At 62.3% G+C, this 19,389-nt stretch carries 17 protein-coding genes; 5 read left to right on the forward strand and 12 right to left on the reverse strand.

Annotation, left to right across the window (positions count from 1 at the left end; all coding sequences use genetic code 11):
* Positions 1–4: 4 nt before the first annotated feature.
* From hutI to GNZ12_RS39780, 6 genes are all read right to left on the reverse strand, one after another.
* Positions 5–1,228, reverse strand: coding sequence for an imidazolonepropionase (hutI, locus tag GNZ12_RS39755; protein ID WP_172317916.1), 1,224 nt, complete (start codon positions 1,226–1,228; stop codon positions 5–7).
* A 114-nt stretch (positions 1,229–1,342) separates the two neighbouring features.
* Positions 1,343–1,963: a HutD/Ves family protein gene (locus GNZ12_RS39760; RefSeq protein ID WP_172317918.1), complete on the reverse strand. Its 621-nt coding sequence runs from the start codon at positions 1,961–1,963 to the stop codon at positions 1,343–1,345.
* 2 nt (positions 1,964–1,965) lie between these two features.
* Positions 1,966–3,654, reverse strand: a complete 1,689-nt coding sequence (gene hutU, locus GNZ12_RS39765) for a urocanate hydratase (RefSeq protein ID WP_172317920.1) — start codon at positions 3,652–3,654, stop codon at positions 1,966–1,968.
* Between the two features lie 70 nt (positions 3,655–3,724).
* Positions 3,725–4,420 carry a histidine utilization repressor gene (gene hutC / locus GNZ12_RS39770; RefSeq protein ID WP_074284684.1) on the reverse strand — a complete coding sequence of 232 codons (696 nt, stop codon included), beginning with the start codon at positions 4,418–4,420 and terminating at the stop codon, positions 3,725–3,727.
* A gap of 36 nt (positions 4,421–4,456) precedes the next feature.
* Positions 4,457–5,980: a histidine ammonia-lyase gene (gene hutH / locus GNZ12_RS39775; protein WP_172317921.1), complete on the reverse strand. Its 1,524-nt coding sequence runs from the start codon at positions 5,978–5,980 to the stop codon at positions 4,457–4,459.
* A gap of 443 nt (positions 5,981–6,423) precedes the next feature.
* Positions 6,424–7,320 (reverse strand): LysR family transcriptional regulator, encoded by an 897-nt coding sequence (locus GNZ12_RS39780; RefSeq protein WP_172317922.1) that lies wholly within the window; start codon positions 7,318–7,320, stop codon positions 6,424–6,426.
* A gap of 116 nt (positions 7,321–7,436) precedes the next feature.
* Between GNZ12_RS39780 and GNZ12_RS39785 the strand changes: the two genes are divergently transcribed.
* The gene (locus GNZ12_RS39785) at positions 7,437–8,333 is read left to right on the forward strand and encodes an NAD-dependent epimerase/dehydratase family protein (protein WP_172317923.1); all 897 of its coding nucleotides are present in this window, start codon (positions 7,437–7,439) and stop codon (positions 8,331–8,333) included.
* A 190-nt stretch (positions 8,334–8,523) separates the two neighbouring features.
* Positions 8,524–8,706: a hypothetical protein gene (locus GNZ12_RS39790; protein ID WP_074284687.1), complete on the forward strand. Its 183-nt coding sequence runs from the start codon at positions 8,524–8,526 to the stop codon at positions 8,704–8,706.
* A gap of 88 nt (positions 8,707–8,794) precedes the next feature.
* On the opposite strand, the gene GNZ12_RS39795 is transcribed toward GNZ12_RS39790, so the two are convergent.
* Both GNZ12_RS39795 and GNZ12_RS39800 read right to left on the reverse strand, forming a co-directional pair.
* Entirely contained in the window at positions 8,795–10,162 is a 1,368-nt protein-coding gene (locus GNZ12_RS39795; RefSeq protein WP_172317924.1) for an APC family permease, read from the reverse strand.
* A gap of 200 nt (positions 10,163–10,362) precedes the next feature.
* Complete coding sequence (locus GNZ12_RS39800) at positions 10,363–11,199, reverse strand: carbon-nitrogen hydrolase family protein (RefSeq protein ID WP_172317925.1); 837 nt, start codon at positions 11,197–11,199, stop codon at positions 10,363–10,365.
* Positions 11,200–11,493: 294 nt separating this feature from the next.
* Between GNZ12_RS39800 and GNZ12_RS39805 the strand changes: the two genes are divergently transcribed.
* Entirely contained in the window at positions 11,494–12,339 is an 846-nt protein-coding gene (locus GNZ12_RS39805; protein ID WP_172317926.1) for a helix-turn-helix transcriptional regulator, read from the forward strand.
* A 60-nt stretch (positions 12,340–12,399) separates the two neighbouring features.
* Here GNZ12_RS39805 and GNZ12_RS39810 read toward each other — a convergent pair whose 3' ends face one another.
* From GNZ12_RS39810 to GNZ12_RS39825, 4 genes are all read right to left on the reverse strand, one after another.
* On the reverse strand, positions 12,400–13,137 hold the full coding sequence (locus GNZ12_RS39810) for a DUF899 domain-containing protein (RefSeq protein WP_172317927.1): 738 nt from the start codon (positions 13,135–13,137) through the stop codon (positions 12,400–12,402).
* 53 nt (positions 13,138–13,190) lie between these two features.
* Positions 13,191–13,619: an SRPBCC family protein gene (locus tag GNZ12_RS39815; RefSeq protein ID WP_172317928.1), complete on the reverse strand. Its 429-nt coding sequence runs from the start codon at positions 13,617–13,619 to the stop codon at positions 13,191–13,193.
* Positions 13,526–13,951 carry an ArsR/SmtB family transcription factor gene (locus tag GNZ12_RS39820; RefSeq protein ID WP_172317929.1) on the reverse strand — a complete coding sequence of 142 codons (426 nt, stop codon included), beginning with the start codon at positions 13,949–13,951 and terminating at the stop codon, positions 13,526–13,528. Before GNZ12_RS39820 ends, GNZ12_RS39815 begins: the two co-directional genes overlap by 94 nt.
* Before the next feature lie 237 nt (positions 13,952–14,188).
* A complete protein-coding gene (locus tag GNZ12_RS39825; protein WP_172317930.1) occupies positions 14,189–15,571 on the reverse strand; it encodes an NCS2 family permease in 1,383 nt (460 codons plus the stop codon).
* Positions 15,572–16,112: 541 nt separating this feature from the next.
* Between GNZ12_RS39825 and GNZ12_RS39830 the strand changes: the two genes are divergently transcribed.
* On the forward strand, positions 16,113–17,069 hold the full coding sequence (locus tag GNZ12_RS39830) for a PRC-barrel domain-containing protein (protein ID WP_172317938.1): 957 nt from the start codon (positions 16,113–16,115) through the stop codon (positions 17,067–17,069).
* Positions 17,066–18,322 carry an MFS transporter gene (locus GNZ12_RS39835; protein WP_172317931.1) on the forward strand — a complete coding sequence of 419 codons (1,257 nt, stop codon included), beginning with the start codon at positions 17,066–17,068 and terminating at the stop codon, positions 18,320–18,322. The genes GNZ12_RS39830 and GNZ12_RS39835 overlap by 4 nt, the downstream gene beginning before the upstream one ends.
* Positions 18,323–19,389: the final 1,067 nt, after the last annotated feature.

Raw genomic sequence — 19,389 nt, forward strand, 5'->3', positions numbered from 1 at the left:
GGCCCTAGCTCAAGTCACGCCGCGTATAAACAGTCTCTCCGGCGCGCACGACTCGCGCGCACAACGGACGCCCAATCCAGTAAGCCAGCTCGGCCAGCGAATCGACCGACCACACCGCGAAATCCGCCGCGCGCCCGGCTTCCAGCGAGCCATGTTGGTCCGCCTTGCCGAGCGCACGCGCCGCATGCGAAGTCACGCCTTGCAGCACTTCGGGTACGGTCATGCGGAACAGCGTGGTCGCCATGTTCATCATCAGCAACAGCGAGGTGGTCGGCGACGTGCCGGGATTGCTGTCGGTGGAGATCGCGATCGGCACCTGATAGCGCCGCAGCAAGTCCAAAGGCGGCAATTGCGTCTCGCGGATGAAGTAGTACGCGCCGGGCAACAGCACGGCGACCGCGCCGGACGCTTTCATCGCGGCAACGCCGGCTTCGTCGAGGAATTCAAGGTGATCCGCGGACAGCGCATGGTGCCGCGCGGCCAATGCCGTGCCGCCGCTGTTCGACAATTGCTCGGCATGTATCTTCACCGGCAGCTTGTAGCGCTCCGCGGCCTTGAACACGCGCTCGCTTTGTTCCAGCGAAAAACCGATGCGCTCACAGAACACGTCGACAGCGTCGACCAGGCCTTCGTCGGCAAGCGCGGGCAGCATCGTGTTGCAGACTTCGTCGATATACGCATCGGCTCTTCCCGCGAATTCAGGCGGCAAGGCGTGCGCCCCGAGAAACGTCGTATAGACCGACACCGGATAGCGCTCGCCCAACTGGCGCGCGACGCGCAGCATCTTGCGCTCGCTGGCGAGATCGAGGCCGTAGCCGGATTTGATTTCGACCGTCGTGACGCCTTCGGCAAGCAGCGGTTCGAGGCGCGCGGCCGATTGGCGAAACAGCGAGTCTTCGTCGGCCGCGCGTGTCGCGCGCACCGTCGAGACGATGCCGCCGCCCTGCCGCGCAATTTCTTCATAACTGACACCCGCGAGCCGCTGCGCGAATTCATCCGCGCGCTGGCCGCCATACACCAGATGCGTATGGCAATCGACCAGACCCGGTGTCACCCACGCGCCGTGCAAATCTTCGCGCGGCCATGCAGCGTATTGAGCGGGTAATTCGGAAGCTGCGCCGAGCCATGCGATCTTGCCGTTTTCAACGGCAATCGCGGCGTCGGGCAGCGTGTGTTGGGGATCGCCCTGCGGGCAAAGTTTCAGGTGATGCCAGACGGTTTGCTTCATCGCGTGCTCTTTGCAGCTCGTTGCGTGTCTGTGGTGGTTCGCGGCGCGCTTTTACCAAGCTTCTACCAGGCATTGACCAGCCTTTGCCAGGATTTGAGCGCGCGCGAATCGTCGTCATCTTTCCGTGTAGCGGATGCTGATCGCGAGCAATGCGCCCGCGCCCTCGACCGCGCATGACAGCGCGTGCGGTGTATCGATGCGCAGCGTGTCGTCGGCTTCAAGCACACGCGGTTGAACCTCGCCACCGAGCGTGACCGAAACCGAACCGCTAGCGCAGAACAACAGCACCACGTCGGCGGACAAGGTCCGTTGCGTAGCACCGCGCCACACTTCGGTTTCGCCCACGGCCGCGCCACGGCGAACCATCAGGTTGAAGTCACGCGTGGCGCCGTCGACGAGGCATGCGTCGATTTGCGCTTCGCCCGCAAACTGCGCGATATCGAGCGGCTGAATCAACGCGAGCGTGTTCGTCGTGCTGGTTTCAACCTTCTCGTCGAGCAACATGCCCGCGCCTGACAACAGCACGAGTGTGCGATCGATGCCCGCGAAACGCGAGAACGGCCCGGCTTGCGCCACGTCGGCAACGCTCACGCGCCACACGAAGGCATCGAGCCCCGCGCCTTCGGGGAACGCCGCCACCTCACGCGTGACGCCGCCGCCGTTCTTCCACGGCGCCGCCACGAGGTCGGCGCCGCGGATCAGCGTCGTGGTTGCCCTATTCTCGACAACCGCCACGATCAACGGCCCAGCATCGGCAGGTTGAGACCTGCCTCGCGCGCCGTTTCCTGCGCGAGTTCATAGCCCGCATCCGCGTGACGCATCACACCGGTCGCCGGATCGTTGAACAGCACGCGGCCGAGGCGCTCCTTCGCAGCATCCGTACCGTCAGCGACGATCACGACGCCCGAGTGCTGGCTGAAGCCCATGCCGACGCCGCCACCATGATGCAGCGAGACCCACGATGCGCCGCCTGCGGTGTTCAGCAGTGCGTTGAGCAGCGGCCAGTCGCTGACTGCGTCCGAGCCGTCCTTCATCGATTCGGTTTCGCGATTCGGGCTTGCCACCGAACCGGTATCGAGGTGATCGCGGCCGATCACGATCGGCGCCTTCAACTCGCCGTTCCTGACCATTTCGTTGAACGCCTGGCCCAAGCGATAACGATCCTTCACGCCGACCCAGCAGATCCGCGCCGGGAGACCCTGGAACGCAATGCGTTCGCGCGCCATATCGAGCCAGTTGTGCAGATGCGGATCGTCGGGGATCAGTTCCTTGACCTTCGCATCGGTCTTGTAGATGTCTTCCGGATCGCCCGACAGCGCGACCCAACGGAACGGACCCTTGCCTTCGCAGAACAACGGACGGATATACGCCGGCACGAAGCCCGGGAAATCGAAGGCGTTTTCCACGCCCATTTCCAACGCCATCTGACGAATGTTGTTGCCGTAGTCGAGCGTGGCCGCGCCGCGATCCTGCAGCGTCAGCATGGCCTGCACCTGCTTGGCCATCGACTGCTTGGCGGGCAGCACAATGCTGTCCGGCACGGTTTTCTGACGCTCGCGCCAGTCTTCGACGTTCCAGCCTTGCGGCAGGTAGCCGTGAATCGGATCGTGCGCGCTGGTCTGGTCGGTCACGCAATCCGGCGTGATGCCACGCGTCACGCATTCAGCGAACACGTCCGCTGCGTTGCCGAGCAGGCCGATCGAGACCGGCTTGCCTGCTTTCTTCGCTTCTTCAAGGATGGCGAGTGCTTCGTCGAGCGTTGCCGCTTTCTTGTCGACGTAACGCGTCTTCAGACGGAAGTCGATACGCGTCTCGTCGCATTCGACCGCGATCATCGAGAAGCCAGCCATCGTTGCTGCCAACGGTTGCGCGCCACCCATGCCGCCCAGTCCGCCCGTCAGAATCCAGCGGCCCGAAGGATCGCCGTTGAAATGCTGGTTCGCCACCGAGAAGAACGTCTCGTAGGTGCCCTGCACGATGCCCTGGCTGCCGATGTAAATCCAGCTGCCCGCGGTCATCTGGCCGTACATCATCAGGCCCTTGCGATCGAGTTCGTGGAAGTGTTCCCACGTCGCCCAATGCGGCACCAGATTCGAATTCGCCAGCAGCACGCGCGGTGCGTCCGCATGCGTCTTGAACACGCCGACCGGCTTACCCGATTGAATCAACAGCGTCTCGTCTTCGTTCAGGTCCTTCAACGACGTGAGGATCTGATCGAAGCAGTCCCAGTTACGCGCGGCACGGCCAATGCCGCCGTACACGACCAGTGCGTGCGGATGCTCGGCGACTTCCGGGTCCAGATTATTCTGGATCATCCGGTATGCGGCTTCCGCGATCCAGGTTTTGCAGGTCTTTTCCGCGCCGCGCGGTGCGCGGATGGTGCGGGTCGGGTCCAGACGCGGGTCGATGTGTTTCGGGTTGTTCATGGTGGCCCTCGGAATGCTTGAAAATGTTCGGGAGAAGTTCTGGGAAATAAGTCTTGGAAAAACAGCGAAATCAGAAATGTCCGGTGAAGCGATAGCGGCTGCCGGGATGCCATAGATTGGCGACCGAAGCGACCTGACTTTGCGACCACGTGCGCCGATGCAGCACGAGGCACGGTTCGAGTTCATCCATCGTCAGCAGCTCGCGCGTATCGGCATCCGCCGCCAATGCTTCGATGCGGTACTCGACGCGCTGCAGCGGCGCGACGCGCACCAGATACTGATTCGGCGTGGTGTTCGTGAAGTCCTGCAACGCGTACTCGGGTGCGACCGCCGGGTTGACCCAGCGCTCTTCGAGTTGCACCGGCTCGTCGTTTTCGAAATGCAGCAGACGCGAATGAAACACCGGACTGCCCGCGCTCACCTGCATTTCTTCGGCGAGCGCTTCGTCGGCGATGCTCGCGCCAATGTGCAACACGTTCGCCTGATAACGATGACCGCGCGCGACGATTTCGTCGGAGATGCTGCGGATCGCCACCAGCGTCGATTCGTACTTGGGCCGGGCCACAAACGTGCCCGAGCCCTGCACACGCGTGAGCACCTGCTCCGAGGTCAACTCGCGCAACGCGCGGTTGACCGTCATGCGCGCGACGTTGAATTCACGCGCGAGCTCGTTTTCGGAGGGTACCTGGTCGCCTTCAGCCCATTCACCCGCATGAATGCGGCCGAGGATGAAGTCCTTGATGCCCTGGTAGGCCGGTGCGTTCATGGGCTTGATTGGCGTGCTTAAACGTGTTGTCCGAGCTTACTGTTCGGACGTGAACGAGAACGGGCTCAGCTTCGCGATCGTGCCGTTTTGCACGAGACGCGTGACGGCCTCGATATCCGGTGCGAAGTAGTGATCGAGCTCGTAATGCGCGACGTCCTTGCGCACTGCGTCCATCGCTTTCTGCAGGCTCGGGCTGGTCTTGTACGGCCCGCGCAGATCGACGCCTTGAGCAGCGGCGAGCAATTCGATCGACAGGATGTTCGCGACATTTTCGGCGATGTCGCCGAGCTTGCGCGCAGCGAACGTCGCCATCGACACGTGATCTTCCTGGTTCGCGGACGTCGGCAGCGAATCCACCGATGCCGGATGCGCGAGCGTCTTGTTCTCGGACGCGAGCGCGGCAGCCGTCACGTGAGCGATCATGAAGCCCGAATTCACCCCACCGTCGCGCACGAGGAACGGCGGCAGACCCGACAGCGTCGCGTCGATCAGGAGCGCGATGCGGCGCTCGGCCAGTGCGCCGATTTCCGCGACGGCGAGCGCGAGGTTGTCGGCAGCGAACGCGACCGGCTCAGCGTGGAAGTTGCCGCCCGACAGCACTTCGCCCGTGTCCGGGAAAATCAGCGGATTGTCGGAAACAGCGTTCGCTTCCATCAGCAGCACGTCGGCGGAATGACGCATCTGGTCGAGGCACGCGCCCATGACTTGCGGCTGGCAGCGCAGGCTGTACGGGTCCTGCACCTTGTCGCAATCGGCGTGCGAAACATTGATCGCCGAACCGGCCAACAGCGAACGGTAAGCAGCGGCGGCGTCGATCTGACCTTGATGGCCGCGCAGTTCGTGAATGCGCGCGTCGAACGGCTTGACCGAACCCATGGCGGCATCCACCGACAACGCGCCCGCCACCAGTGCGGTGCGGTACAGGTCTTCGATGGCGAACATGTTGTAGAGCGCGAGTGCGGTCGAGGCTTGCGTGCCGTTCAGCAGCGCCAGACCTTCCTTCGCTTGCAGCGTGAGCGGCTTCAGGCCGGCCAGCTTGAGACCTTCGGTAGCCGGCATGCGCTCGCCCTTCGCGAGCACGTCGCCGACGCCGAGCAGGGTTGCCGACATATGCGCGAGCGGTGCGAGGTCGCCCGATGCGCCGACCGAACCCTTGACCGGAATCACCGGCAACACGTCGGCGTTGTACAGCGTGATCAGCGCTTCCATCACTTCGCGGCGGATGCCCGAGTGGCCGCGGCCGAGGCTCGACAGCTTCAGCGCGATCAAGAGACGCACGACCGGACGCGACATCGGCTCGCCCACACCGACTGCGTGCGACAGCACCAGGTTGCGCTGCAGCAGTTCGAGCTGGTCATGCGGAATATGCGTGCTGGCGAGGCGCCCGAAACCCGTGTTGATGCCATAGGCCGGTTCGCCCTTCGCGGCGATGTCGGCGACGGCTTTGGAACAGGCGTCGATGGCGGCGTGGCTGGCGGGATCGAGTTGCAGCGCGACATGCTCGCGTGCGATCTGGCGCAGTTGCGGGAGGGTCAGGTAGCCGGGCTTCAGAATCATCATGGTGTTGTGTCCTGTCTTGTCTATACAATTCAAGAGGAATTCTAGCGGCGCCAGCTTGTATATACAACTTGTTTTTGCAGCTTCCGACCTAGGGGTTTCCATTAGGGTTGGGTACTTACGTGGCATGCCTATCGCGTGATCCGGGGTTTGGGGCGGTAGCACACGCCGCACCACATTCGTTCGTCGCGACAGATAACTTGTATATACACGTTCAAAATGGATGGCGGCGAGCGGACAAAAAGATCCCCCGTGCCGGCTGGGGCGGCTGGGTCCATTGATGCCGTTGGAGCGGCCAATGCGTCCATTCCCCTCCGTTCCGCTGCCCCACAGCCTCGATACGCCTCTTCCAGAGTTATAGGAGAGCGCACTGACGACGCAAAAAAAGCCCGCGCACTCACACGAGCCGCGGGCTTTGTTTAAACGCACTGCGGGCGAAGGATCCGCTAAAGCCTCACCCGCGCCGCCATGAAATCCAGGAAACACTGCACGCGCCCCGCCAGCGACGCGCTCTGGTAATACACCGCACTGACCGGCTGCCGCTCATCCACCAGCACATTGCCGAGAATCGGCACCAGCCGCTCGTCGCGCACGTCGGCCGCGGTCATGAAGTCGGCGAGACAGGCGATGCCCCATCCCGACAGCGCCAACTGCCGCAATGTCTCGCCGCTCGATGCGGTGATCGCCGGCTCGATCTTCAGCGGCTCGGACTTGCCCTTTCCGCCCGCCCGCAACGGCCAGCGATTCAGATGCTCCGGCGCAGTGAAACCAATCAGCCGGTGCGCGAGCAACGCCTCGACGGACTTGGGCTCGCCATACTCGGCCAGATACGCCGGACTGGCGAGCACTCTCAGTTTGCTGCTACCCAAAGTGCGCGCGTGCAAGGTCGAATCCTGCAACGCGCCGATGCGAATCGCGATATCCACTTTCTGTTCGAGCAGATCGACGATCCGCTCGTTGCTGGTCAACTCCAGACGAATCTCCGGATACAGCGCCGAAAACGCCGTCATATGGGGCGCCACGCAATGCAGCATGAACGGCGAGGCCGCATCGACACGCAAGCGCCCCGAGGGGCGCTTGCGGCCGCGCGTGACGGATTCCTCAGCCTCTTCCATCGCATCGAGAATCGCTCGGGCCCGCTGCAGGAACGCCTCGCCCTCTTCGGTGAGTTGCATACGGCGCGTCGTGCGCCGTACCAGTTCTGTGTCGAGTTTCTTTTCCAGGCGCGTGAGCGCCCGGCTGACACCCGAGACGGTCTGCCCCAATTTCTCCGCCGCCGCAGTGATCGAACCGCTATCGATCACCGTGACGAACACCAGTAACTCGTCGGTAGAAGTCTTCATTGTTGATTTAAAATCAAGATTGATTTGAGACTAACACGCTTTTTGCGAGAATCAAGACGGTGGATACTGCGTCCATGTCATCGTGTTTCCGGTGTTTCCACCCCAGGGAGAAGGTCTTGAAGATTTTCATTACAGGCGCAAGCGGCTTTATCGGCGGCTCGATCGCGGCGCACCTCGTGCGCGCCGGCCACCAGGTGCGCGGTTTGATCCGCAAACCCGAACACAGCGCTGAGTTGCTACGCCTCGGTATCGAACCCGTGATCGGCACGCTCGACGACCGCGAGCTGCTGATCGCCGAAGCAAAAGCCGCCGACGCGGTGATCAACGCCGCGAGCAGCGACCATGAAGGCGCGGTGAAAGCGCTGATCGACGGCCTCGCCGGTTCCGGCAAGCCGTTTCTGCATACGAGCGGCTCGAGCATCGTCGGCGATGCGTCAGGTGGCGAGGCGGGCGAGGCACGCATCTATCACGAAGACGCCCTCCCCACGCCGACCGTGGATAAAGCGGCACGCGTCGCCATCGATCAACTCGTGCTCAACGCGGCGCAGCAGAACATCCGCTCGGCGGTGCTGTGCAACACGCTGATCTACGGCCACGGCGCCGTGCCGGGCAGCGCAAGCGTGCAGTTGCCGCGCCTCGTGCGCCAGGCGCAGAAGAGTGGTGTCGTGCGGCACGTGGGCAGCGGCGGCAACATCTGGTCGAACGTGCACATCGACGATGTCGCCGAACTCTATCGCCTCGCGCTGGAGAAGACGCCGGCGGGCACCTTCTACTTTGTCGAAAGCGGCGAAGCGTCATTTCGCGACATGAGCGCTGCGATCGCCCGCGTGATGAAACTCGGTGAGCCGCAAAACTGGCCGCTTGAAGAAGCGCAAAAGGAATGGGGCTACGAAATGGCTTCGTACGGGCTCGGTTCGAACAGCCGCGTGCGCGGTGAGCGCGCACGCAAACTGCTCGGATGGCAGCCCAAACGCACCTCGGTGATCGACTGGATCGAGCACGACATGATGTAGCCCGAGGGGGCTTCCTTCGCGGCGTCCCGCAAGAGGACTTCTTAGGGGGCGCCCCCTAAGGGGGCTTCCTCCATGGCGTAATCTGTGTAAGCCCAGGCGTTGCAAATCCGTAAGCTCGACTCGCTAGAATCCGGCTCACGTTATAGCGTGATTCGACGATACGAGTCGCGCGTGAGCCTGGATTTGATCGATGACCTTGGCGCTGAATTTCTACTGGCTGACCAACCTGCTGGCGATTCTTTTCATCGTGGCGTGTCTTTACGATGCACGCTACGACGAGTACGGCACGTTGACGCTGGCAGCGGCCGCGATGAGTCTTGTCGTGATGGCAATCGAGGTGTTCCTCAAGCCCGCTTTCGATATGGCGCTTTGAGTTTGACGCTGCGCGACGCAGCGTCATCCGTTTTAACTTGCGCTTCACCTCGCCGCTGACAGAACACCACCAGCGGGAGCTGGCTGCATCAGACCGCGACTTCCGGCGGCGCCCGGCGGAAACAGCGCGTGATCCAGCCCAGATAGCACAACCCCAGTACGAACCACATCGCACCGAGCACCAGCGCGGTCTTCTCGAGGCTCACCAGCAGCCAGATATCCGCAATCGCACCGGCCAGCGGAAATAGCAGGCCGCCGATCACGCCCATCGCATTCGCACTGCCCTTCGCGTTGAAAAACTGCCGGATTACACACAGATTGACCGCGGTGAACGCGAGAAACGCGCCGAAATTGATGAACGACGTCGACGTTGCCACATCGAGCTTCAACGCGACCAGACCGATTGCGCCCGCGATCGCGATGTTCAGCGCCGGCGTCTTGAACTTCGGATGCACGAAACCGAAGATGCGCTTGGGCAGTACTTCGTCGCGCCCCATCGCATAGAGCAATCGCCCCACGCTTGCCTGCGCCGAGATGCCCGAAGCGAACTGCGCGAGAATCAGGCCGGCCAGAAACACCGTCACGAAGATATCGCCGCCCACTTTGCGCGCGACTTCGAAGGCGGCCGAATCCGGGTCCTTGAACACCGCACCCGGGTGCGCGAGTTGCACCGTGTACGCGGCGATCACAAAGATCGCGCCACCGATCAGCGCAATCAGCACGATCGCGCGCGGCATGGTCTTTTCAGGGGCGATGGTTTCTTCGGTCAACGTCGACACCGCGTCGAAGCCGAGATACGAATAGGCGGCAATCGCGGCGCCCGCCATCGTCGCCGAGAACGGCACATGCGGCTTGAAGAACGGTTCGGCCGAAATCAGACCGCCGGGGCCAACCGCGGCGGTCACATAGTGGCAGCACAGCACGACGAACAACACGACGATCGCGAGTTGCACGACCATCAGCACGATGTTGAAACGGTTGGCGAGTTCGATGCCGAGAATGTTCAGCGCGCTCGTCAACACGATGAACGCGACGATCCAGATCCAGCTTGGAATATGCGGAAACGCGGCGCTGAGATACGCGGCGCCGATCAGCCAGATCACCATCGGCAAGAAAAAGTAATCGAGCAAGGTGGCCCAGCCGATCATGAAACCCAGATGCGGATTGAAGGTTTTACGCGTGTACGTATAGGCCGATCCCGCCACGGGGAATAGCCGCGCAAGCTTGCCGTAGCTGAGCGCGGTGAACGCGATTGCGATGAGGGCAATCAGATACGCGAGCGCGGCAGTATCGTTGCTGGCGCTCGCCAGCACACCGTACGTGCCGTAGACGATCAGCGGCGCCATATAGGCGAGGCCGAACAGCAAGACGGAAGGCAGGCCGAGGGTGCGCTTCAGATGCGCGCTTTGGGGCGCGGCAGATGCGCCCGCGCGCTCGGTGGGGGATGTTGGGGTCATGCGGTGTCTCCTCTTGATAATGGGGCGAGCGTCGCCATGGGCTGCGTTGAACGCGCCCCGGTCGAGCTTTGTCGATCAGACTTGCTGGATGCGCGCAGGTCGCGCCGGTGGTTCTTTGCCTGAGGTGGTGCGCGGATGTGCGTGTATAGGCGCTTACTTGCGCTTATGTGCGCCTGCGCCTGTGCACTTGCGCGCGCACCTTAACGCGCGCGGATCACACGCGCACGCTGCCCTTGCTCGCCGTCTACCGTTGCGAGGTCGAGCCCAATGCGCGCGTCATGCAGATAGCGATAATGTTCACGCGCGCCTTCGAGACGCGCCGGGTCGAGCGTGGCGCGCAAGACATGTTCTTGCTGCCCGGCGTCGCACACCACGTCGCCGAATGGATCGATCAGCGCCGATTCGCCCGGGAACGTGAGGTTGTCGTCACCCGAACCAATGCGATTCACAAGCGCCGCGAACATCTGATTCTCCATCGCGCGCGCCACGATTGCCCGGCGATGCACGGGCCCAAATGGGTCCATATTGCCGTTCGTCACGATCAGTAGATCGGCACCCAGCGACGCCACTGCGCGCGCCGTTTCGGGAAATTCGATGTCGTAGCAGATCAGAAAGCCAACGGTCAGGCCCTTGAAGCTGCACACTTCGTAACGGTCGCCCGGTTCGAACACGCCGACATCCGACGCCCACAGATGCGTCTTGCGATAACGCAGCGCAATCTCGCCGTGCTCGTCGACCAGCACCGTGGTGTTGAAAAAGCGGCTGCCGTCACGCTCGGCGAGACCCACCGCTACGGCTACGCGCGCTTCGCGCGCAGCGTGGCGTACGGCGGTCAGCGACGGCCCGTCGATCGGTTCGGCCACGTCGCCGATGGTGTCCCGCGTCGGAAAGCCCGACAGCGTGGTCTCCGGAAACACGATCAGATCGGTTCCGGCCGAACGTTGGCCGATGGTTTGCAGCACGCGTTGCACGTTTGCCCCGCCGACGCCCACCGCGCCATCCACGATCGGGATTTGTGCCAGTTCGAGTTGAAGCATTCTGTCTCCTGTGTCGACCAGAGTTAGCGCTTCAGCTGTCGACTAGAGTTGGCGCTTTAGCGCTTACTCTGGTCCCATGCAAAGCACTCTGGTCCCATGCTATCTGCGGTCGACCAGAGTTGGCGTTTTGGTGCCTTACTCTGGACCCATGCAAAATGGTTGCGGTCCTTGCCGGTCTGGTTCGCGTTAAATAGCGGCTGTTGTCAGGCCACCCGCGTTTCAGGTTGGGCCTATTATTACCAGACATTTTTTTGTTCGTAATTACCCAGCTGGGTTACCCTCAACGGAGCACGCATGGAACTCGAATGGCGCGATCTGGCCTTTCATCGCGAGATCGGCGCGGTTATCGACGCACTCGACAGCGCGCAATTCTGGACTCGCCTCACGCGCGCGCTCGAACGCTATGTCGTGTTCGACAACTGGGTCGCCCTGCGCTTCGCACCTGGCATGGCGCCACTCGTCTGCGCCGAATCGCCCACACCGGACGGCACGGTGGATGCGATGTTCCAGGACTATCTCGCCGCGCTTTATCAACTCGACCCGTTTTATATCGCCGCGACCGAGAAGCCTGCGTCCGGCTTCGTCACGCTTGCGGATGTCGCGCCCGACAACTTCTCGATGACCGACTACTACCAGCGGTACTTCAGGAAAAACATCGTCGGCGACGAGGTGCATTTCAACTACATGATCGACGCGCGGCATACGCTGGCGTTCTCGTTGGGCGCAACGCATCGCTATGGCGAGCGCGACCTGGCCGTGCTGGCGCTCTGTGCGCCATGGGTGATCGCGCTGCTGCGGCAACGCTTGCCGTATGAGACATTCGACGCACCGCAGCCGGCCCCGGGCGAGGCGGCGACGCAAGCAGCGCTGGAAGCAGGCGCCCCGACGGATATGCCTAACTATGCCGCGCGCTTCGAGCAGGTGTCGTCGGCGGGCGGCCGCTCGCCCCTCACCGCGCGCGAAGTAGAAGTGGCAATGCTGAGCCTGAGTGGATTTTCAACGCGCGCCATCGCGGAGAAACTGACGATCTCGTTCGAGACGGTGCGCGCGCACAAGAAGCACATCTATACGAAGCTCAACGTCAACTCGCAGTCGGAGTTGTTCGCGCTGTTTTATGAAGCGGGACGCAAAGGGGCATGACGTCCCGTTGTTTGACGTAAGCGCGCCTTATCGCCGCGCGCTTGCCCCTGATTTGACGCGCTATGAATCGCACGCGGCACAGCCGCTTTTGGTGTTCTCTTCATAGCGGTCGTGATGCTTGAGCCAATCGCCCATATTCTTCTTCTCGTTGCGGCCTTTCGGCGTGACGTCGAAAAGCGCGTACGTGCTGAGGAACTGCTCGCCGCCGCGTCCGTAGGTGGAATACGTGTGATAGACATCGCCCGCTTCGTCCTTGTAGAACACGCTGTGACCAGGTAGCTCGTCGATGCCGACATCCTGCTCGGTGAAGTTGTAGAACGCTTTCTCGCTAGCGACTTCCTCGGGCGTGAACGACACGTGATAGTCGAAATTGAAGTCGCTCTCACTCGACGACACCCACGGAAACTTCCAGCCCATACGCTTCTTGAAGGCCTCGATCTTCGCGAGCGGCCCACGCGAGACTGCCACGTACGATACGTCGTGATGCTCAAGATGCGTCAGGATGCCGTCCATGTGATCCGACACGAACGAGCAGCCGAAGCAACCCTCTTCCCAATCCGGGCCGAACATGAAGTGATAAACGATCAATTGGCTGCGGCCGCCGAACAGATCGGCGAGTGTCCTGGAGCCTTGCGGCGTTTCGAATACGTAGGTCTTGTCGACCTTCACCCACGGCAATTCGCGGCGTTTGCGGGTGAGTTCATCGCCGGCGCGCGTGTACGCTTTTTCTTCAACCAATAGCGCCGTGCTGGCGGCTAGCCATTCTTCCCTGGTGCCGATCCGGTGTAGCGGGTCCATATGCGTCTCCTTCACTGCGTCGTGCAGGTTCGATAGAGCAAAATCAGACGAATTCAGGCGAGGTAGCGTTCCAGCGCATCGAGGCCATGGCCCCAGCCGGACTGATGCAGGTCACGCGCTTCTTCGTCGATGAACTGTTCATGGGTGAGCGTCAGCAACGTGCCGTTACCGTCCGGGCGCAACAGCACCGTGACGAGCGACTCCTGCTCCGGGTTCGAACGCCATGTCCAGGTGAACACCAGTTTGGCGTCGGGCACCACGTCCTGATACTGACCGTAGATTTCGAGCTGCTGGCCGTCCGGCTTGCGAAACCCGACCGCGAAGCGCCCGTCGACGCGCGCGTCCACTTCTGCGCGGACCACCTCGGCGCCGGGCGGATGCATCCATTTCACGAATTGCGCCGCCTCCGTCCAGGCGCGGAAGACTTTGGCTGGCGCGGCGTCGAGGCGCCGCTGGAGGGTGAGGCTGGGCTTGGTGGACATGGGGTTTCCTCTTCGACGAAAGCGGCAAGACGATCGAGTGATTCGGACCAGAAGCGCTGATAGCGGTTGAGCCACTCCATGGCTTCCTCCATGGGTCCGGCGGACAGGCGGCACGCCACCGTGCGCCCGGTTTTGCTGCGCGTGATGAGACCGGCCTCGGACAACACGTCGAGGTGTTTCATCACCGCGGGCAAGGACATCGCAAACGGCTCGGCGAGTTCGCTGACCGACAGATCGCTCAGTTCGGACAGACGCGTGAGCAACGCACGCCGCGTGGGGTCCGACAGCGCGGCAAAGGTGCGATCGAGTAACGCTTCATTAAACTTAACCATTAGGTTAAGTATAGAAACGCGCGTGGAGATGTCAAGGACAGGTGCGTGCTTTTCTCAAAGCGCACAGGAAGAGGCGAAGGGAGCGTTACAAAAAAAGATACGCGGCGCGTCGCAAAAACTCTGCAACACGCCGCGTCAAGGTGGAGAACAACCGACTACACGTTCGAGCAAAGCGGCAGAGAAAGCACGCCCCGCTCTCGCGTTACAACAAATCGCGTAAATCGAACTGCGGCAGAATCAGATCGCCCAACCGCCGAGATAGAAGCCGACCAGCACGACAGCGATAACAACCGTGCCCACGTTCAGCTTGCGATACTCGCCGCTCACTACGCGGCCGATCACCAGCGTTGCGAAGCCGAGCATGATGCCCGTCACGATGTTGGCGGTCAGCACGATGAACACGGCGCACATCAGGCCCGACATCGCGTCGACCATGTCGTCCATGTGCAGCTTGCTCACGTTCGAGAGCATCAGCAGACCGACGTACATCAGTGCCGGCGCCGTTGCATACGAAGGCACGAGGCTGGCCAGCGGCGAGAAGAACATCACCACCAGGAACAGCAGGCCGACCACTGCCGCCGCCATCCCCGTCTTCGCGCCGGCTGCAACGCCGACCGTCGATTCGATGTAGGCAGCTGCCGGTGCACCACCGAGCAGGCCCGAGAAAATCGAGCTCAGCGAATCCGCCGTCAACGCACGGCCGCCGTTGATGATGCGGCCGTTTTCGTCGAGTTGCCCCGCCTGGCCGGCAACGGCGCGAATCGTGCCGGTTGCGTCGAACACTGCGGTCATCACCAGTGCCAGCACGCTAGGCAAAACCGCCATCGACAGCGCGCCCTTGATGTCCATCGCGCCGATCAGCGAAGCATGGCCCGGTGCACTCAGCGAAGGCACTGCGAACACGCCGTGGAATGCCACCGCCGGATCGATTGCGAGCGCAATCAACGAGATCACGACGATCACGATCAGGATCGAACCCGGCACGCGACGGCGCACCAGACCGAAGATCGCGGCCAGTCCCGCCACCGACATGATCGCCGGCAACGCCGTGATATTGCCGAGCGCGACCGGCAGACCAGCGCCCGGATTCTTGACGACCAGACCCACGTCATTCGCGGCGATCAGCAGCAGGAACAGGCCGATGCCGATACCCGTGCCGTGCGCGATGCCGGTCGGCAGATTGCGCAGAATCCACGAACGCACACCCGTCACCGAGATACCGGTGAAGACCACGCCCATCAGGAACACCGCGCCGAGCGCGACGTTCGGATGCAGACCTTTACCGAGCACGAGGCCGAACGCGGTGAACGCGGTCAGCGAAATCGCGCAACCGATGGCGATCGGCAGACGCGCCCACACACCCATCAGCAGCGAGCCGAAGGCAGTCGTCAGACACACGGCAACAAACACTGCACTCGTGTCAAAGCCCGCTTTGCCGAACATACCCGGCACGACGAACACGGAATAGACCATCGCGAGGAAGGTCGTGATGCCCGCGACAATTTCCGTACGCTGCGAACTGCCGCGTGAAGAGATTTCGAAGTAGCGGTCGAGAAAGCCCTTTCCGTCGAATGATTCGGCGCCGACTTCAGAAATCGGTTGGGCTTGGGGTTCCATCATGATGAGTGCCTCCTTTATCAGCGGGCTGAAACGGCTCGTATTCCGGCCGCCATCAGGTTCGTCTCGTTACGTTGATCTAATGTGGTGTGGCAAGGTTTGAACGTCGGCTTGCGATGCGTCCGGACAACCCGCATGCTCCGTTCTTCTTTTGCTGTCCCGAAATGTAGGCCAACGGGATTATGTCTCCCATCGCATGAATGGCATGCCGGGCATGTCGCGATGCTTATATCGTTTAGGGGACGGCAAACCCCGGGGGCGTTCCGCGTGTTTACACCTACGGTTTGTCATGAAGTTGTGAAAGGGTTTAGAGGGGTTCGGATTGAGAAAACCGGTGATAAACCGGGATTCATAACGCTCAATGGATGCTCAATAAACGCGTATTGCGGCATGAACCGGGCCTCCGGGACACCTGTCAAAAAGCCTGCAAAACCGGGCCACCCCGGCGCCACGGGTTACACTCTGACCCTTACCTGACTTAAAGCGTGACTTAACGGCGGCCGCCCACAGCGCCCGCCCGCACTGGCCCATGGAGTCCTTCTTGATGAGCGGCGGTTTTTCGCGTCCTGCCTGGCGTTTTCTGATTCTTGCGGTGTTCGCGCTGTTCGCGCTGTCCGGTTGCAGCCTGCTGTGGGGCCCGCAGCAGGCACCGATCGTCGATGCCACGGTGATGCCTGTCGAACCCGCGAGCGCGCCCGTGGCTGCCTCCGCACCGGAGCCGGTCGAGACTGAAGCGGCCGAGCCCGAGCAGCCGAAGAAGCCCAGGAAGCCGGTCGTCAAGCCGCGCAAGGTCGAACCTCCGCCGCCGGTTGTCGCGCCCGCACCGCCGCCGCCCGCCCCGCCGCCGCTGATCGTGCTGCGCACGATCGAGAGCAGCGAGGTGCGCACGCTGCTCGATAGCGAAGTGCAGAAGCCCGACGGCAAGGTGGTAGGCCGCGCGGTCGATATGATCGCCGATGCGAACGGCAAGCCGCGCGAGATGGTGGTCAATCTGCAAGGCTTCCTCGGCGTCGGCGACCGCAAGGTCAATTTTCCGTGGAGCGCGTTCCGCTTCACGCCGACCGCGAAGGCCGCGCCGATCACGCTCAACGCGACGGCCGCGCCGACGCCTGCGGCGAAGTCCGCTGCCGTGCAATTGCCGCTGATCGACGCCGATGTCGAGCGTTCGAACGGTGCCAAGGTCGGCCGCGTGATCGACGTGCTGATCGACGGCAACTCGCAGCCGCAGGCCGTCGTGCTCGACGTCAACGGCATGGTCAGCCCCGAGCGGCGGACGATTGCCGCCAACTGGTCGGCGCTGCGTTTCGTCATGAAAGACAAGGAGCTGCATCCGCTGATCGATCTGAGCGATGCGCAGATCAACGCGACGCCGCCGTACGCCAGCGGCCAGCCAGTCCGTGCGGTATCGCCGGCGCCTCCTCCTGCTCCGGCTCCGGCCGCGGCGGCTTCCGCCGCGCCGGCTACTGTCACCGCGGGTTCCAACGCAAGGGCGGCCCGATGACAGGCCGCACACTGGTTACTGCGCGCAGCCTGCGCGCGCTCGATTGGCTGAATTTTTTCGTCGCGAACGTGCAGACGGGTTTCGGGCCGTTCATTGCGTCGTATCTTGCTTCGCACAAGTGGACGCAGGGCGAGATCGGCATGGCGCTGTCGGTCGGCACCATCAGCGCGATGGTGAGCCAGGTGCCGGGCGGCGCTGCCGTCGACGCGTTGCGCAACAAGAAAGGCGCTGCCGCATGGGCGATTTTCGCGATCATCTTCAGCGCGGTGCTGCTGGCCGCGAGCCCGACGGTGCTGCCGGTGATCGCTGCCGAGGTATTCCACGGCTTTGCCAGTTGCATGCTGACGCCGGCGCTGGCCGCGATCTCGTTTGCGCTGGTGGGGCGCGCGAATCTGGGCGACCGGTTGGGACGTAATGCGCGCTGGGCGTCGATCGGCAGTGCCGTCGCGGCCGGGCTGATGGGCGTATTCGGCGAATACTATTCCCCGCGCGCGGTGTTCTGGCTGACCGCGGCGCTGGCCGTTCCTGCGCTGTTTGCGCTGACGATGATCCAGCGCACCGACACGATCGAGCTGCCGAAAGCCGGGCCGACGCCTGAACAGATCGAACGGCGCGAGAGTCTGCGCGAGTTGTTGCGCGACAAGCGGATGCTGCTGTTTGCGGCGTGTATCGTGCTGTTCCACTTGTCGAATGCGGCGATGCTGAACCTTGCTGCTGGCGAAGTGACGGCCGGCATGGGGGACAACGTGCAGCTCGTGATTGCCGCGTGCATTATCGTGCCGCAGGCGATTGTGGCGATGATGTCGCCCTGGGTTGGGCGCTCTGCCGAGCGATGGGGACGCAGGCCGATTTTGCTGCTGGGGTTTTCTGCGTTGCCGATTCGGGCGTTGTTGTTTGCCGGGATCAGCAGCCCTTATTTGCTGGTGCCGGTGCAGATGCTGGACGGCCTAAGCGCCGCGGTGTTCGGCGTGATGCTGCCGTTGATTGCCGCCGATGTCGCCGGCGGGAAGGGGCGGTATAACCTTTGTATTGGGTTGTTTGGGTTGGCGGCCGGGATTGGGGCGACTTTGAGCACGACTGCTGCTGGGTTTGTGGCGGATCATTTTGGCAATGCTGTGAGCTTTTTTGGACTCGCCGCGGCGGGCGCGCTGGCTGTTTTGCTGGTGTGGGCGGCGATGCCCGAGACGCGGGATACAGGTGGTGCGGATGAGGCTGCGCCTCTGGCTGAGGGGGGGAAGTCGGCTGCTAGATGATCAGGGGTTTTGCCTGCGCGGCGCTTTTTGTCTGTATGCCTGCGGCGTTGGCCTTTCCTTGATCTGGTTGCCTGCTCGGCGCTTTTTGCCTGTGCCCTCACGGCGTTGGCCTTTCCTTGATCTGGTTGCCTGCGCGGCGCTTTTTGCCTGTGTCCTCACGGCGTTGGCCTTTCCTTGATCTGGTTGCCTGCTCGGCGCTTTTTTGCCTGTGCCCTCACGGCGTTGGCCTTTCCTTGATTTGATATTGGTTTATTAGCGTTGCCCCTGTGCGGGGCGGCACTTACTTCTCTTTGCCGGCCGCAAAGAGAAGTAAGCAAGAGAAAGCGGCTCACACCGCCAATTCTTAAGCGGGTCCCCCGCGCAGTTGCGGTAGTGGTGCATCTGGAATCCGTGCCCTCGCACATTCGGCGTTAGTGACAAAGTGCTCATCAGCTCCCACTCCGCACTGCGTGCGTCGCGGATGGGTCTGCATGGGAAACCAGGGGCTTCGATGGCGCGCGGCGGGGGCCATCGGCGTCGCCTCGGCGAGATATCGAATGCGCAAGTACCGCTGCGCTTCAGAAATAACGTTCCTTCACTCCGAATTACCAGTAAGACATACAAACTCGCACAGCTCGAATTTCGTACTTCGAATGAAGCATCGAGGCATCGATGCGATAGAAGCGACACAGGCCGAACCACCGTCCCAAATGAGGTGCGAGCGCGGAAGCGCAGCGGGGGCTAAGAGGTGCTCTTCGGCGCGCGCAGCGCGCGCCGGAAGTATGACGCCTTCGTCGGGCATAGGCCGACGGCTCACACGGGTCCTTAGTAGAACCGCTGGTCTTCCTGATGGCCCGTTCCGGCGAGCACGTCGTGCGAGGCGGGAAGTATGACGGCCTTGTCACCTAGGCTGAATGTGCGAGAACACGGATTCCAGATGCTCCACTACCCCCTCCAAGCCCTCAGGATTACCCACATCTCGCGGAAGCTCATCCGTCCTGGCTAAAGATCCGGTACATCTCGGTGATTTCATGAAGCACAAGGAATCCACGCCACATGACGGTTGGCCCAGGCGGGTGATCATGCTT

The organism is Paraburkholderia solitsugae (assembly GCF_013177695.1).
Taxonomy (GTDB): domain Bacteria; phylum Pseudomonadota; class Gammaproteobacteria; order Burkholderiales; family Burkholderiaceae; genus Paraburkholderia; species Paraburkholderia solitsugae.